Source organism: Pseudomonas sp. R84, from assembly GCF_009834515.1.
Taxonomy (GTDB): domain Bacteria; phylum Pseudomonadota; class Gammaproteobacteria; order Pseudomonadales; family Pseudomonadaceae; genus Aquipseudomonas.
Genome location: NZ_CP019426.1, coordinates 2,773,844 through 2,789,550, shown reverse-complemented (window position 1 = coordinate 2,789,550; position 15,707 = coordinate 2,773,844). Strand labels below are relative to the sequence as shown.

The window sequence follows — 15,707 nt, the reverse complement described above, 5'->3', positions numbered from 1 at the left end:
GAGGTAACCTGCTGTAAATACGGAAAAAAGGAGCGCGCAGCAGCGAGTCCGTGCAGACGGCGCGCAGCCTGGAAAAACTAAAACATCGGGGCGTGGGTGTCTGACATGGGAAGCGGGGACAAGCCATACCGGACAGGAGCCACACAACCCCCCGTGTAGGAGTGAGCCTGCTCGCGATGGCGTCAGGTCAGGCGATATGTTCGTGACTGACCCACCGCAATCGCGAGCAGGCTCACTCCTACAGGGTTTGTGTGCGCCGTTAGAGGCGGCGTTTGCGGTTGAGGTTGGGGATGGTGGTCGGGGCGATCTCGACCTGCCTGGCCTGCCGCGAGGTCTGTGCCGCCAGCGCGGCCAGTGTCGGCTGACTGAACAGCGTGCGCGCGTCGACATGCAGGCCGGCCAGACGCATGCGCGCGACCAGACTGACCGCCAATAGCGAATGCCCGCCCAGTTCGAAGAAGTTGTCGTGACGCCCCACCTGCTCGACGTTGAGCACCTGCGCCCAGATCTGCGCCAAAGCACTTTCCACGTCACCTTCGGGTGCCTCGTAAGGACGGCTGAGCAGTGCCTCCGCCCCCGGCTCCGGTAATGCCTTGCGGTCGATTTTGTCGTTGGGCGTCAGGGGCAGCACCGCCAGCATCACATAGGCACCGGGCACCATGAACTCCGGCAACTGCGCCAATACATGCGCTCGCAATGCTTCAAGCGTCGGCGCAGCCAGCTCGGTACGCAGGGTGTAATAAGCCACCAGCCGCTCATCGCGCACCAGCACCACTGCCTCACGGATCGCCGGATGTTCAAGCAGGCGCGCTTCAATCTCGCCCAGCTCAAGGCGCACCCCGCGCAGCTTGACCTGAAAGTCGTTGCGACCGAGGAATTCGAGGTTGCCATCGGCGCCGTAACGCACCAGATCACCGGTGCGATACAAGCGATCACCGGCCACGAACGGACTATCGATAAAGCGCTCGGCCTGCAATTGCGGCAGGCCCAGATAGCCGCGCGCCACGCCCACTCCACCAATGTGCAAATGCCCGCTGACGCCAAGCGGCACTGGCTGATCGCAGGCATCGAGGACATACAGCCGCGTGTTGCTCAGCGCCTTGCCGATTGGCACCAGTGTCGGCGGCAGCGGCTCGCCGGGCTCCAGGGTCCAGCCGCTGCTGTCGACCGTGGTTTCGGTCGGCCCATAGACGTTGTGCAGACGCACCCACGGCAGGCGCTCGCGCACTTGCCGGGCCAGGGCGACGGTCAACTCGCCGCCACCGTTGAGCACATCGGTGAGGCTGGTGCACTGGCTGACGTCGTCTTGTTCGATGAACTGCTGCAACAGCGCCGGCACGAATTTGACCACGGTAATATTCTGTTCGCGGATCACTTGCGTGACATACGCCGAATCACGGTTGCCGTCGGCCCGCGCCAAGACCAGGCGCATGCCCGAGCACAGCGGCCAGAAGATCTCCCACACCGAACTGTCGAAACTGTACGGAGCCTTTTGCAGCAACGCGCCGTGTTCAGTCGGCGGCGACAACTGCGAGCCCCAGTGCACCATGTTGCAAGCGCTGCGCTGTTCGATCATCACGCCCTTCGGCGTGCCGGTGGAGCCGGAGGTGTAGATCATGTAGGCCAGATTCGCCGCGCCGAGACCCGGAACCTGCGGATTATCGTGCGGCTGCTCCTGCCAGGCACCGAGGTCGAGATCGATCAGCGGCACGCCGGGCTCGCCGAGCAGATCGCGCGTTGCGGCATGCACCAGCAACGCGACCGGTGCGCTGTCCTGCAACATGTAGTTCAGGCGTTGCAGCGGATAATCCGGATCGAGCGGCACATAAGCACCGCCAGCCTTGAGAATGCCCAGCAGACCGATCACCAACTCAGGCCCACGCTCGACGCAGATCGCGACTCGCGAATCCGGTTGTACGCCGAGCCCGCGCAGATGATGGGCCAAGCGGTTGGCCTGCTCATTCAGCTCGCGATAGCTCAGGCGTTGCTCGGCGAATTGCACGGCGATGGCATTCGGTTTGCGCTGCACCTGTTGTTCAAACAGCGCCTGAAGTGGCTGGTCCATCGGGCAGTCGACCGCCGTATCGTTGAACTCGATCAGCAGCCGTTGCAGTTCTTCCTGTGGTAACAACGGCAAGCTATCCAGCGCCCGCTGCGGCGTGGTCTCCAGCGCCGCGACCAAGCCATTCAGCGCCGACTGCACATAACTGCAAATGCGCTGCGCACCAATGCTCGACAGGGTTCGGGTGGTCAGACGCAAGCCCGTGCCGAGATCATCGACACTCAGGGCAAACGGGTAATTGGTGCGTTCCTCGTTGGCCAGGGTCTCGATGCCCTGCCAGGTTTGCCGGGAAGTCTTTTGCTCGACATCATCGCTGTGCCGGTAGTTGAGCAAGGCACTGAACAGCGGCGCTGGCGCGGCAACGCCACTGCAACGCTGGGCCAGCGCCAAAGAGGCATGTTCATGGGCGAGCAAAGCGGTCAGCCGTGCATGGGTGGACTTCACCGCCGCGCGCGCGCCTTCACCGACGTCGACCCGCAGCGGCAAGGTGTTGATGAACACCCCCAGCGCCCGGTCGGCACCCTCGCCGCCCTGCATGCGCCCCATCAACACTGTGCCGAACACCACGCTTTGCTGGCCGGATGTCGTCGCCAACACTTGCGCCCAGGCGAGGTGGATCAGGCTGGCGACGCTGACGCCCGCCAGACGTGCCTGCTGCTGCATGCGCTGATAGAGATCGCTCGCCAGGGTTTGCTCGGCTTCTTCGATGTTGCTGCCGTCACCCTGTACGTTCTGCAAAGCGAACGGCAAGGTCGGCTCGTCGATGTCGGCGAGCATCTGGCGGAAAAACGCTTCATGCTCCTGTTCACTGACACCCAGTCGCGTCTGCGCCACATAGTTGCGGTATGGCACCGGCGGCGCCAGCGGTTCAGCGCTCCCGGACAGGCAGGCGTGGATTTCTTCGCGCATCGCCTCCAGCGCAATGTGATCCATCGCCAAATGATGGAACAGCAAGATGCCGACCACCCGGTTGTGCGCGGGATCACGGGCATACATCAGGCGCAGTAGCGGCGCCTGACTGACGTCGAGGCGATAACGCCGTGCATCGAAACGCTCGTGCAACTGATCGATGATCGCGCCGCCAACAGGGTCGAGTTCGACTTCCTCCACCGGCAAAATGGCCTCGCGCCACACCACTTGCACTGGCGACGTCAACCCTTCCCAAACCACCGCCGTACGCAGGATATCGTGCCGCGCCATGACCTGACGCAACGCAGCGGCGAAGGCCTCGACCCGTTCGAGGCTGTCGAACGCCAGCAGCGATTGCAGCAGGTACGGATCGCCCTGCGCGGCGGTGATGTGGTGATAGAGAATGCCTTCCTGCAACGGCGCCAAGGGGTAGATGTCCTGCACATTGGCGGCACCACCCGGCACCGTCGCGACAATGCGCTCGATCATCGGCTGATCCAGTTGCACCAGCGGCAGCAGATCCGGCGTGATGTGCGTGCAATCGGGCGCAATGCGGTTGGCCGGCACCTCGACTTCGCGGCCGCTGCCCTCCGCTGCTGCCAATGCGGCCAGTGTCGGTTGGCTGAACAACACGCGAACATCGCTGCTCATGCCAATCTGGCGCATGCGTTCGATCAGGCCGACGGCGAGCAAAGAGTGGCCGCCCAGCTCAAAGAAGTGGTCGTGACGCCCTACCCGTTCGACTTGCAAGACCTCGGCCCAGATCTGTGCCAAAGCGATTTCTACGTCACCTTGGGGCGCCTCGTATTGCCGCCGGATCAGCGCTTCCGGCCCCGGCGCCGGCAAGGCCTGGCGATCGAGCTTGCCGTTGGCCGTCAGCGGCAACGTCGCCAGACGGATATAGGCGGCCGGCAGCATCGCTGCTGGCAAGCGCGATGTCAGGTGCGCGTGCAGTTGCAGGATGTCCAGCGTTTCACGTTCGGTGAACCACGCCAATAGCTGGCCGTCACGCACCAACGCCACGGCTTCCTGCACCGCGTCATGGCTGGCGAGTGCCGCTTCGATTTCGCCCAGTTCGACACGCACGCCACGGACTTTCACCTGGCCATCGTTGCGACCGATGTACTCAAGATTGCCGTCGGCGCGCCAGCGGGCGAGATCGCCGGTGCGATACATGCGCGCATCCGGCTGTGCACTGAACGGGTCGTCGAGAAAGCGTTCGGCGGTCAGCCCCGGGCGATTCAGATAGCCCCGGGCCACCCCGGCGCCGCCGACATACAGCTCGCCGATGATGCCGATCGGCAGCGGGCGCTGCTGATCATCGAGCAAATACGCCGTGGCATTGCTCACTGGTTTGCCGATGTGCAACGCCTGCCCGGACATGATCAGCCCCGAGGTGGCGACCACAGTGGCCTCGGTCGGCCCGTAATTGTTGACCACCGCAAAACCCTGCGCACGGTTGAACTGGCGCAGACGATCACCGCCGATCAGCAAGGTGCGCAAGGTCGGGTGACCCAGTTGTTTGCTGAAGGCATATTCGGCAATCGGCGTTGGCAAAAAGCTGACATCCAACGGCTGCGCACGCCACCAGTCGAGCAGCGCGTCGATGTCTTCGTTGCCTTCGCTTGCGGGCGACAAGTGCAATGTCGCCCCGGCACACAACGCCGGCCAGACCTCCCACGCCATCGCGTCGAAACCGAAGCCGGCGAGGCTCGAAGCGTGCTGTCCGATGCCGAGCCCGAATGCCTCGCAGTGCCAGTCGACCAGATTGCCGAGTGTGCGGTGCTCGACCATCACACCTTTGGGCAATCCGGTTGAGCCGGAGGTGTAAATTACATAAGCGAGGTTTTTCGTGGTCAACCCCGGCACGTCAGGATCGACCATGTTATCGAGCGACCATTCGCGCCGATCGAGCTCGATCACCGGCAGCGCTGTGGCGGGCAAACGCTCACGCAGATCGCTTTGGCTCAGCAACGCCACCGGAGCGCTGTCACTGAGCAAATAGCTCAGGCGCTCGGGCGGATGCGCCGGGTCAATCGGCACATAAGCGGCGCCAGCCTTGAGAATCGCCAGCAACCCGACCAATGTATCGAGGCCTCTGCGGGCAACGATCGCTACCCGGTCATCCGGCCGTACACCGAGGCCCAGCAGATGATGGGCCAACGCGTTGGCTTGCCGGTTCAGTTCGGCGTAGCTCAGCGTCCGCCCCTGACAAGTCGCGACCACAGCGTCCGGTTGTTCGGTCACTCGGGATTCAAATCGCCGTTGAATCAGCTGGCCCTGCGGATAACTGACTCGGGTGTCGTTCCACTCATCGAGCAGGGCCAGCTCTGCCGGGCTATTGAGGTTGAAATCGGCGATTGCCAGCGCAGGGCATTCCAGGCCTTGCTCCAGTATCAACAACAAGTGTTCGGTCAACGACGCGATCTCGTCTGCCGTGAAACAGGCCGGCGAGTACACCAGATGCAACCAGGCCTTATCGGTGTAACGGTTGCTGCGCAGGTGAAGGGCCAGCGGTGTCGCCTCGTACTGGTTGGAGACCTTGACCGAGTGTCCCGACGCCTCACCGTAACGGTAGTCATGGTCGTCCTGTTCGTACGACACCGACAGTTCGAACAGTTGCGCACGGTCTTCACGCAACAGGCCCAGCGCGCGGTTCATCTCGCTCAGCGGGTAGCGTTGATGGCGGAAATCCTGCTTCAGGCCAGCGCCGATCGCCTTGATCAATTCACCAAATGACAGTGCCCGGCCAAACTCCATACGCATTGCACTGACCTGGGTGAATAACCCTAGAGTGCTTTTGAAGCGGGCACCGGAGCGATTGAGAATCGGCAACCCGACCACCCACTCGTCACGTTGCGCGGTGCGACTGAAATACACGTGCAGCGCCGCCAGCAACACGTGAAAGGCCGAGCCACCCAATTGCCGCGCGCAGTCCTTCATGCGCTCGTGCAGCACGGTTGGAAAAGCCTCGACGTGGATGCGACTGGGGGCGGCTTCAACGTCGAGGGATTCGCGATGGCGGGCAGTCAACAAGGGTTCGGGCAAGCGGCGGTACTTGTCCAGCCAGTAGCGTTGATCTCGCTCATAACGGGGTGACTGGTGGTAGCGCGCGTCATCTTCGATAAAGCCGACGTAGGACGGTGCCGCCCCACTCGGGCGCTCGCCAAGGCACAACGCGCTGTAGATGTCGCCCAGCGACTTGAACAGCAGAGCGAAAGCCCAGCCATCGATAATCAAGTGGTGGGCCTGCGCTGCCAACCAGTGGCGATCGCGATCGAGGCGAATCAGAGTGAAGCGGAACAACGCTTGCCCGTGCAACACGAAGGCATGCGCCATCTGCTCTTCGACCAGCGTGCGGGCCGCCGACTGCGGATCGGGGTGTCCACTGAAGTCATGCAGCGGCATGGCCACCGGCAACGCCTGGGCAAACCCTTGCAACGGCAGCCCGTCGTGACCAACTTCCGATCGCAGAACAATGCGCAAGGCATCATTCGCTTCCACCAGACACTCAAGCGCCGATTGCAGCAATGCCGGATCCAGCGGCCCGGTCAGCTCCACATAACCGCCAATGTTATACAGCGGCGAATCTCCACGGCTCAGTTGGTCCAGCCAGATATCCCGTTGAGCGGCAGTCAGCGCGAATGTCTCGACAGGCACGGACAGATCGTCCGCCACGTTGGCAGAAGTAGGCTGCATAAGATCCTTCTCATGTGATTTTGCCGGTATTCAAGCATCGGCCCCGAGGCTGACATGACACCTGAAACCCGGACAACCGCGAGGCTCGAACACGCCTGTCTGACGTTACGGGCGTGTTTATCGTAGGCACTGTCGAAAAGCTCGGAGAGGAAATACTGAAAAGCTTGTAGGAAAAAAACCACATAGCAGCGCCGCCATTTGCCCGAGCGCTGCCGATCAGAACTCCCCTTCGCCAGGTTTTCCGGGGCTTGAGCGTGACTGAACAGTCACTCATGCCGGTACACCTGGGTTCATCGGCGTCAGAACCCCGGCGCCAAGATTCAGAAATAGTGGCACTTTGTGTCCCTGTTTTCCCCTACAGACGTAGGACAAATCCATAGGCTTAAATCCCGCTCCAGATCATGTTCAAGGAGAAATGACTGCGTGGGCGGCTTTTACAGAGACGGCAGACGATTCAGTGATGGCTCTGAACCAGGGATGAAGGATATGAATCTGACCGGCACTATTCGCAACACCGAAAACCCGCATTTCTACTGGCAACTCGGTGAACTGATTGCCAGTACCGGCGATGATCACTTCGCCACGAACATGTTCCAGTTGGTCGACACACTGGTGCCGGTCAACCGGGTGGATCTCAGTGAGTGGACGCTGGATGAGCGACAGGCCAGCGTGGTCGAGATCAAGCCATTGGGCAGCGCCGGTCCGGCACAGACGTGTGCGCCGCCCGATCTGCTGGAGAGTCCCGACGATCATCCGCTGTTGCAGAAGATGATCGAGATGAACGACTCGTTGCTGATTCAACTGAAAGCCTCGCTCCAGCCTCGCCATCCGCAGCACAGCGCCCATCAATGCAATCTGGTTTCGCGTACGTCCAACCGCCGTTGCGTGATTTCGTTTTACCGACCGCATACCCAACGGGTGTTTTCCCTGCCGGAGCTGTCGTTTCTCAAAAGCCTGTCCGATACCCTGCTGCCGCTGATCGAACGTCACGCGCAGATCAGTCGGCAAATCCTCGCCCGGCAACCGCGCCAACCGTTGGCCGAACTGGATCAGGCGCCGCTGGCACAGGTGTTCGATGAGCGCCTGGCATTGAGCGACATCGCCCTGTCGGTGCGCGAGAAAGAAGTCTGCCTCGGCCTGTTGACCGGCGGTACCGTGCCGCAAATGGCGGAAAAACTGCGGGTGAAAAACAGCTCGATCGAGACGTACCTGAAACGTGCCACCGCCAAACTCGGCGTCAGTGGCCGCCATGGTCTGGCGAAATGGATGGCCGGGGCCTGAGCACAACGCTCTTATATGCATGAGGCAGTTCGATGTTGACGTTGCGACTTTCCCTGCTGTCCATCGCGGTGCTGATGGGCGGTTGTTCATTGATTCCCGAGTATCAGCGCCCCGCATCCCCCACCGCCGCGCAATATCCGACAGCAACGCAAGCGGCCAGGAACGGCGAAGACTGGCGCACACTGTTCACCGACCCGGCGCTGCAACAGCTGATTGAAAGCGCCTTGGTCAACAACCGCGACCTGCGCGTAGCGGCTCTTAACGTCGAAGCCTTTCAGGCGCAATACCGCATTCAGCGCGCCGACCTGTTCCCGGCGGTGTCGGCCAACGCCAACGAGTTGCGCCAGCGGATGCCGCCGAGCGTGACCCAGGGCAAAGCGCTGATCAACTCGACGTACTCGGCCAACCTCGGCATCAGCGCCTATGAACTGGATTTCTTCGGGCGCGTGCGCAGCCTCAGCGAGGAGGCCTTGCAGACCTGGCTCTCGACTGAAGAAGCGCGGCGCAGTGCCGAGCTGAGTCTGGTGGCCAGCGTCGCCAACGCTTACCTGACCTGGCGCGCCGATCAGGAACTGCTGGAACTGACCCGCGACACCCTTGCCGCCGATGAGCAGAGCCTGCACCTGACCACGCGCAATCGCGAGGCCGGCAAATCGTCGGCGCTGGAACAGGCGCAGGCGCGGACCAGCGTCGACAGTTCCCGGGCCAATCTGGCGCGCTACCAGCGTCAGGTCGCCCAAGACTTGAACAGCTTGACCTTGCTGGTCGGCGCACCGGTGCCGGACGCCCTGCCCGCCCGTCCGCTGGCCAGCGATCTGGTGCAACAACTGCCGGCCGGACTGCCTTCGGACCTGTTGCAGCGCCGTCCGGACATTCTCCAGGCTGAATACAAACTCAAGGCCGCCAACGCCAATATTGGCGCAGCGCGGGCGGCGTTTTTTCCCAGTGTCAGCCTGACGGCGAATGCCGGCACCTCCAGTCGTGACCTGTCCGGATTGTTCGGCGGTGGCTCGGGCGCGTGGAGCTTTCAACCGCAGATCAGCCTGCCGATCTTCAATGCCGGCAGCCTGCGCGCGAGTCTCGATTATTCGAAGTTGCAGAAAGACGTCGCAGTGGCCGAATACGAAAAATCGATTCAGACCGCGTTTCAGGAGGTCGCCGACGGCCTCGCCGCGCGCAGTACGTATCAGCAGCAATTGCAGGCGCAGCGCGATCTGGTCGCGGCCACGCAGACCTATTACAACCTGGCGCAGAACCGTTATCAGAATGGCGTCGACAGCAGCCTGACGTTCCTCGATGCGCAGCGTTCGTTGTTCAGTTCGCAGCAGGGTCTGATCACCGATCGCCTTGCGCAACTGGTCGCCGAGGTCAATCTGTACACCGCGCTGGGCGGTGGCTGGAGCGCTGACGAGTCGCGAATGCAGTGAGCCATCGTCACTTTTTCTTACACCTTTTGTCGCTCGATCCTGTGCCGTGCGGCGATCCGTGGCCGGCCTCTGCCCTCAGTTTGGTATCATGCGCCGCTTTTACGGTTAACCCCCCGCCAGTCCTGCTGACTGACGGGCTGCAAAAGGCGGTATTAGATGACGGCTTTGTTGACTCGCCGCAAGGTGCTTGCGGGAATGGGCGTGCTCGGGCTAGGCCTGCTCGCCGGCTGCGACACCCGCGGCCAACTGTCGTACAAGTACGGCAAGGATCTGAGTAACAAGATCATGGGGCGCACCTTCAAACTGAAGAACACCGACGGCGAAACCATGACGCTGTCGAGCTTTCGCGGCATGATGCCGATGGTCTTCTTCGGTTTCACCCAGTGCCCGGCGGTCTGCCCGACCACCCTCGCCCGCGCAGCAAAAATCAAGAAACTGATGGGCGCCGATGGCGATCGCTTGCAGGTGATCTTCATCAGCCTCGATCCCGAGCGCGACACCCCGGAAATCCTCGACGCCTACATGAAAGCCTTCGACCCGACCTTCGTTGCGCTGTACGGCACGCTTGAGGAAACCGCGGCCACGGCCAAGGAATTCGACGTGTTCTACGAGAAAGTCCCGGCCGGCGACACGTACACCATCTCGCACACCGCCACCAGTTACGTTTACGACTCCAATGGCGGCTTGCGCCTGGGTCTGTCCACCTCGCTTTCGGCAGAACAATGCACGGAAGATTTGCTTACTGTTATGGAGGTTTGCTGATGCAACCTGTTCTGAACCACCTCAAACGCGCTGTTATCGGTCTGTCTCTGCTGGGCCTGGCGTTCCAGGTCTCCGCGCAGACCAAAGTCGACGACGCCTGGGTGCGTGCCACCGTGCCAACCCAGACCGCCAGCGGCGCGTTCATGACCCTCACCGCCGACAGCGACAGCAAGTTGCTCAGCGTCGCGACGCCGGTGGCCAAAGATGTGCAGATCCACGAAATGACCATGAAGAACGACGTCATGAGCATGGGCCCGGTAAAGTTCGTCGAGCTGCCGGCCGGCAAAGCCGTCAAGCTTGATCCGAACGGCTACCACGTGATGCTGATGGGCCTGACCGGTCAGCTTAAGGAAGGCGAAACAGTGCCGCTGACCCTGACCGTGGAAAACGCCAAGGGCGAGAAAGAAACCATCGAAGTTAAGGCACCGGTTCGTGCGCTGACCAACATGGAAGGTCACGATCACAGCAAGATGCATTGATCACTGAGCGGCAGTAAAAAAGGGGCGGCCCGATCGATGATCAGGCCGCCCCTTTTTTTGTTTTTGATGTGTGCCGAATTAACGCTTGCGGGCCAATGCCTTGCGCACGCTTTCCCGTGACATCCCCGAGCCGGAACGGGTCACGGCTTTCTCTACGGGCGCCTTGGCCAACTGTCCCTTGCGCTTTTCCACCTCACGCCACTGGTAACCGAGATATCCGCCTGCCGCCACAATCCCCAGCCAACCGAACACCGAACTGACGAAGAACCACAGCCCGAGGGTGATCCACACGTTTTTCGAGGTGAACAGCTTCAAGCTGTCATCAGCAGGCAACGGTTCAACCGGTTCAACCGCTGCCTGCTGCGTCACCGGCACTCTATGCACGCCATCCAGATCAATGCGCCAAGCGAAGTCCGCCCCGGCCACCGGAATGTCTAGCTGATTGCCTTCAGCACGATGCCCCCGAATGTCGCCATCGACGAGCGACGTGGAGCTGAAACTGATCTGGGTTTCATAGTGAATCTCGCCGTTGACCTGGGTCACGACCGTTCGTTTTTGGTCAATGCGGGTGTCGCGCATGTCGATTCCTTGAGCGTTCCACGTCGGACGACGTGCGAAGGGATAATCCGTTGGGCTCGAATGCTACTGAGTGGTTATTACGCTGTCCAGAAGGCGTGCTTTTAAGCTACTGACCTAGGCGAAAATCCTCCGGCATGAGTCTGTTCTAGGCTACCAGCCATGATGGAAAGTGTGCTTTACATCGAATAAATCTTCAGCGACCATGTAAAGGGTCTTTTACATAGGAAGTGAAGAATGAACCGGTACTACCTCGAATTGGGCGCAGCATTAATCATCTACATGCTGGTCCTGACAGCCTCATTGATTGCCTCGCAATACCTGATGGACGCCCCCATCGTGCTGCGCTCGGCCGTCGCACTGACGCCGATCATTCCGGCGGGACTGATGTGCTGGGCCATTGTGCGCAACATGCGGCGCATGGACGAAATGCATCTGCGCATCCAGTTCGAAGCGCTGGGCTTCGCCTTCGCCGCCTCGGCACTGTTGACCTTCAGCTACGGTTTTCTGGAAAACGTCGGCGCTCCGCACATTCCGTGGACGTGTGTGTGGCCGGTGATGGGGCTGATGTGGATTGTCGGCCTGCAAATTGCGCGACGCCGCTACCAATGAAAAACCGCCTTAAGGAATTGCGCGCCGAGCGCAAGTGGTCGCAAGTCGATCTGGCTGAACGCCTGAGCGTGTCGCGTCAGACCATCAACGCGATTGAAAACGAACGCTACGACCCGAGTCTGCCATTGGCTTTTCAGATTGCCCGGGCGTTCGAGATGCCGATTGAAAGCATTTTTGATGATGGCGAACCTTGAATGAAAAAAGGGGCAACACACGTTGCCCCCTGTTGTATCAACTCCCCGCGCCGCCATGCGCCTCTTCAAAGAAGTAATCCTTCCAGCTGTCGGCCTTGTTCTTCAGCACGCCCAGTTCCTGCAATTTCTCGGCGTAGATAAAGGTGCGCTGCGGCACCACGGTGAAATCGATTTCCGGGTCTTTGACGATTTGCTCGACCAGGGCCAGCGGCAATTTCGACTGCTCGACACGAATGTACGCCTGAGCCGCTGCCGGCTTATCAGCCTTGATAATCTTCTCGGCCTCGGCCAAAGCGTCGTAGAACGCCTTGTAGGTTTTCGGGTTTTCGTCGTGGAATTTTTCCGTGGTGTACAGCACGTTGAACGTCGCCTGCCCGCCAAGCACGTCGTAGGAACTCAACACTTTGTGCACGTTGGGATTCTGCAGGGCCTGGTACTGGAACGGCGGACTGGAGAAGTGCGAGTTGATTTCCGAGCCGCCGGCGATCAGCGCGGCGGTCGCATCGGGGTGCGGCAGGCTGACTGAGATGTCATCGAATTTCTTGTACTGCGCGTCACCGAACTCCTTGGCGGTTTCGATCTGCAAAGTACGCGACTGGAAGCCGACACCGGCGGCCGGCACAGCAATTCGGTCCTTGTCGGTGAAGTCCTTGAGCGTCTTGATGTTCGGGTTATTGGTCAACAAATAGTTGGGCATCGAACCCAGTGCGGCGATGGCTTTGACGTTCTGTTTGCCTTTGGTGCGATCCCACACGGTGAGCATCGGCGGCACGCCCGCCGAAACCACATCGAGCGAACCAGTCAGCAGCGCCTCGTTCATTGCTGTAGCGCCGGAAATGCTGTTCCAGTCGACCTTGATATCGAGGCCCTGCTCCTTGCCGTGTTTTTCGATGAGGTTCTGATCGCGCACCACATCGAGAATCAGGTAACCGATGCCGAATTGCTGGGCGATGCTGATCTTGCCTTCGGCCTGAGCGCCGGTGCTGAACAACGCACTCGCGGCCAGAGAAGCGGCCAGCAGAGTCAGTGCGGAACGTTTGAACGGTGTGGCCATGACAACCTCGCAGCATGGGGTGGTTTGCTGAAAGGCCTGACTTTATCGCTATAAAAAATAGAAATTAAATATCTTTATCGCATATCGATAGCACGGGTTGTTGAGCGGAATGAGGCTGCAATCTTTTGATTCCGGGTTTCGATAACAAGATCAAAAGATCGCAGCGTCCCGCAGCTCCTACATTGGAATTCGGTGGCGGCTCGAAGGGTTAAACAGCCTGAAACAATAAATCCACCAGCCTCAATATCGTCGATTGCCGTGCCACGCGAGGGCCGGTCAGGGCTGCAGACGCGACATCACCTTCGAAAGCTCGCGCACCAGCGCATCAGCTGTGCGTTTAAAAGGGCGATCAGACAGCCCACCCTTGGTATCATCGCGCACACTTTTATGACGATTTAATGGCTGGAAGGTCTTTTTTGTGAGCGCTCTTTTTAACCGGTTGCGGCAGCCGTATGCCCGCCTCTTTTCGCTGATTTTTCTCGTGTTGATTGTGCCGGTGTGCCTGCGTGCAGCACTGGGCTGGTCAACACCGCTGGGCTATGTGTCGGACCTGGCCATTGGCAGCCTGTTGGTGGTGTTGCTGCATCGCCGGGCGTGGTGGCTGGCCTTGCCGGTATTGGTGTTCTGGGGATTGCTGGCGGTGGCGACGGCTGAGCTGGTCAGCGCGGTCGGGCGTCTGCCGACACCTTCGGATATTCATTACCTGATCGATCCGCAGTTCGTCGAGAACTCCACCGGCGGCGGGCTGGCGCATCCGGCATTGGGCATCACCTTGCTGCTCGCCCTGCTGTTTTGGCTGCTGACTCAATTTGCCGGCCGTGGCATGCAGCGTCCAGCCCTGCCCCGCGCGGTCTGGGGCGCGCCGCTGGCGCTGTTCGCCGCGCACTGGGGCGCGCAAAACCTGTGGCCAAGCGAAGCGGATCCGTGGCGCCAGTACAATCTGCCGCACCAGTTGCTGGCGACCGAAGTGGCCGATCTGCAGATCCGGGCCGAGGAATGGCTCGATGGCGATGTCGAAGAACCCGCGCCGGCCATGGCCGGACTCACCGACGTCGACCTCAACGGGCAGAAACTGCTGGCCGTACCAGGTCAGGCGCGCAACGTACTGATCATCGCCCTCGAAGGCATTCCCGGCGCCTACATCCGCGCCAACCGCGAGGCCATCGGCAGCCACTATCAGGAAGACCTGATGCCCAACCTCAGCCGCTGGGCCGAGCGCGGCATGAACACCCCGGATTACGTGCTGCATACCCACCAGACCATTCGCGGTCTGTACGCGATGCTTTGCGGTGACTACGACAAACTCAACAACGGCACGCCCAAAGGCGTGGAAATGCTCACCCTCAACGAACGCAATCAGGCCTGCCTGCCGGCGCAACTGCGGGAGCACGGCTTCAGCACGCACTATCTGCAAGGTGCCGGCCTGCGTTTCATGGCCAAAGACAAGATCATGCCGCACATCGGTTTTGATGCGACCCACGGTCTGGAGTGGTTCAGCAACAGCAACTATCTGGAATTCCCGTGGGGCAAGGATGACAAGGCATTTTTCGAAGGCGCGCTGGACTATGTCGGCCAACTGAAAAAGCAGAAAAAGCCGTGGATGCTGACGTTGCTGACCGTCGGCACCCATCAGCCCTACTCCGCGCCTGAGGAATATCTGGAGCGCTACGAAACGCCGAAACAAGCCGCCGTCGGTTATCTCGACGATGCGCTGGAACAGTTCCTCAGCGGCCTCGAACATCAGGGCGTTCTGAAAGACACGCTGGTGGTGATCACTTCCGACGAATCCCACGGCATCGACGGCGTGCGCCTGGCCTCTTCATGGGGCTTCAATCTGACCTTGGCGCCGGAGCAAGAACAGCTGCCGCGGCTGAATAAAGGCGTGTATGGCCACGTCGATCTGAGCACCTCGATCCTCGACTACTTCGACTTGCCGGTGCCCTCCGCGCTGAGCGGTCGTTCGCTGTTTCGCGACTACGACAGCGGCCGCGAAATCATGTCGTTCACCAACGGCAAGCTGCGTTATCACAACGGTCAGGGGATCTTCTCCGAGTGCGACATGCCACGCCGTTGCCGCTATTACGAAAGCGCCGGCTTCATCGCCGAAAGTGCCACATACAAAGGCAACTACAGCGGCCACCCGGCCCGGCAGATCGCCGCCCGCGCCAATGCGCTGGACCTGTCACTGCTGCGTACGCCGCTCAATCATCGCTATCAGTTCGGCAGCACCAACGTCATCCCGCTGCAGGCGCAGATCAAGGATGACTGGGCCGACAATCTGATCGGCGCGCAGTACCTGGAAATGCCCAAAGGCTCGCACACCCGCGTGCGCCTGACCGTACGTTCAGTCGACCCGCAGCAGGCTGCGTACATTCAGCTCAAGGCCAAGGAGTTTGAACAGGACGTACAGATCGGTTTGCCACAGGAGATGGTGGCAACCGCCGACCAGCCACTGCAAATGAATTTCAGCTTCGACAACCCGCAAGAGCGCAAAGCGTTTTCTTTCCATTTGCTGGGGTATGGGTTGGGTGCGGTTGAGGTGACGGACTTCAGTGTGATTACTGAATTGCCGGGGCAAGAGGATATTCTCGACGACGTGCCGGAGGACGACACCGCCCAATCCACCTGACCAAGGTTCTATACGGGCGAGCG

At 60.6% G+C, this 15,707-nt stretch carries 10 protein-coding genes; 7 read left to right on the top strand and 3 right to left on the bottom strand.

Going from position 1 to position 15,707, the window contains the following annotated elements:
- Window positions 1-259 precede the first annotated feature (259 nt).
- A complete protein-coding gene (locus PspR84_RS12495; protein ID WP_160057481.1) occupies window positions 260-6,670 on the bottom strand; it encodes a non-ribosomal peptide synthetase in 6,411 nt (2,136 codons plus the stop codon).
- 486 nt (window positions 6,671-7,156) lie between these two features.
- Between PspR84_RS12495 and PspR84_RS12490 the strand changes: the two genes are divergently transcribed.
- The 4 genes from PspR84_RS12490 to PspR84_RS12475 all read left to right on the top strand — a co-directional run bounded on the left by PspR84_RS12490 (window position 7,157) and on the right by PspR84_RS12475 (window position 10,619).
- Window positions 7,157-7,951, top strand: coding sequence for a helix-turn-helix transcriptional regulator (locus PspR84_RS12490; protein ID WP_160057480.1), 795 nt, complete (start codon window positions 7,157-7,159; stop codon window positions 7,949-7,951).
- 32 nt (window positions 7,952-7,983) lie between these two features.
- Window positions 7,984-9,378, top strand: a complete 1,395-nt coding sequence (locus PspR84_RS12485) for an efflux transporter outer membrane subunit (protein WP_160057479.1) — start codon at window positions 7,984-7,986, stop codon at window positions 9,376-9,378.
- Between the two features lie 156 nt (window positions 9,379-9,534).
- Complete coding sequence (locus PspR84_RS12480) at window positions 9,535-10,140, top strand: SCO family protein (protein WP_008079652.1); 606 nt, start codon at window positions 9,535-9,537, stop codon at window positions 10,138-10,140.
- Window positions 10,140-10,619, top strand: coding sequence for a copper chaperone PCu(A)C (locus PspR84_RS12475; RefSeq protein WP_160057478.1), 480 nt, complete (start codon window positions 10,140-10,142; stop codon window positions 10,617-10,619). The genes PspR84_RS12480 and PspR84_RS12475 overlap by 1 nt, the downstream gene beginning before the upstream one ends.
- 78 nt (window positions 10,620-10,697) lie before the next feature.
- On the opposite strand, the gene PspR84_RS12470 is transcribed toward PspR84_RS12475, so the two are convergent.
- Entirely contained in the window at window positions 10,698-11,198 is a 501-nt protein-coding gene (locus PspR84_RS12470) for a hypothetical protein (RefSeq protein WP_160057477.1), read from the bottom strand.
- A 234-nt stretch (window positions 11,199-11,432) separates the two neighbouring features.
- Between PspR84_RS12470 and PspR84_RS12465 the strand changes: the two genes are divergently transcribed.
- Together PspR84_RS12465 and PspR84_RS12460 are read left to right on the top strand one after the other, a co-directional pair.
- Window positions 11,433-11,807, top strand: a complete 375-nt coding sequence (locus PspR84_RS12465) for a hypothetical protein (RefSeq protein WP_102899169.1) — start codon at window positions 11,433-11,435, stop codon at window positions 11,805-11,807.
- Window positions 11,804-12,001, top strand: a complete 198-nt coding sequence (locus PspR84_RS12460; protein WP_160057476.1) for a helix-turn-helix transcriptional regulator — start codon at window positions 11,804-11,806, stop codon at window positions 11,999-12,001. The genes PspR84_RS12465 and PspR84_RS12460 overlap by 4 nt, the downstream gene beginning before the upstream one ends.
- A 37-nt stretch (window positions 12,002-12,038) precedes the next feature.
- Here the strand turns inward: PspR84_RS12460 and PspR84_RS12455 are convergent, their stop codons facing one another.
- Window positions 12,039-13,055, bottom strand: a complete 1,017-nt coding sequence (locus PspR84_RS12455) for an ABC transporter substrate-binding protein (protein ID WP_127928543.1) — start codon at window positions 13,053-13,055, stop codon at window positions 12,039-12,041.
- Between the two features lie 418 nt (window positions 13,056-13,473).
- Here PspR84_RS12455 and PspR84_RS12450 point away from each other — a divergent pair, with 418 nt between their 5' ends.
- Window positions 13,474-15,684, top strand: coding sequence for an LTA synthase family protein (locus tag PspR84_RS12450; protein WP_160057475.1), 2,211 nt, complete (start codon window positions 13,474-13,476; stop codon window positions 15,682-15,684).
- Window positions 15,685-15,707 lie beyond the last annotated feature (23 nt).

What these genes read in the sequence shown, in the direction of transcription:
- PspR84_RS12495 (WP_160057481.1), bottom strand. Translation starts at nt 6,670, where the DNA reads ATGCAGCCTACTTCTGCCAACGTGGCGGACGATCTGTCCGTGCCTGTC.
- PspR84_RS12490 (WP_160057480.1), top strand. Translation starts at nt 7,157, where the DNA reads ATGAATCTGACCGGCACTATTCGCAACACCGAAAACCCGCATTTCTAC.
- PspR84_RS12485 (WP_160057479.1), top strand. Translation starts at nt 7,984, where the DNA reads ATGTTGACGTTGCGACTTTCCCTGCTGTCCATCGCGGTGCTGATGGGC.
- PspR84_RS12480 (WP_008079652.1), top strand. Translation starts at nt 9,535, where the DNA reads ATGACGGCTTTGTTGACTCGCCGCAAGGTGCTTGCGGGAATGGGCGTG.
- PspR84_RS12475 (WP_160057478.1), top strand. Translation starts at nt 10,140, where the DNA reads ATGCAACCTGTTCTGAACCACCTCAAACGCGCTGTTATCGGTCTGTCT.
- PspR84_RS12470 (WP_160057477.1), bottom strand. Translation starts at nt 11,198, where the DNA reads ATGCGCGACACCCGCATTGACCAAAAACGAACGGTCGTGACCCAGGTC.
- PspR84_RS12465 (WP_102899169.1), top strand. Translation starts at nt 11,433, where the DNA reads ATGAACCGGTACTACCTCGAATTGGGCGCAGCATTAATCATCTACATG.
- PspR84_RS12460 (WP_160057476.1), top strand. Translation starts at nt 11,804, where the DNA reads ATGAAAAACCGCCTTAAGGAATTGCGCGCCGAGCGCAAGTGGTCGCAA.
- PspR84_RS12455 (WP_127928543.1), bottom strand. Translation starts at nt 13,055, where the DNA reads ATGGCCACACCGTTCAAACGTTCCGCACTGACTCTGCTGGCCGCTTCT.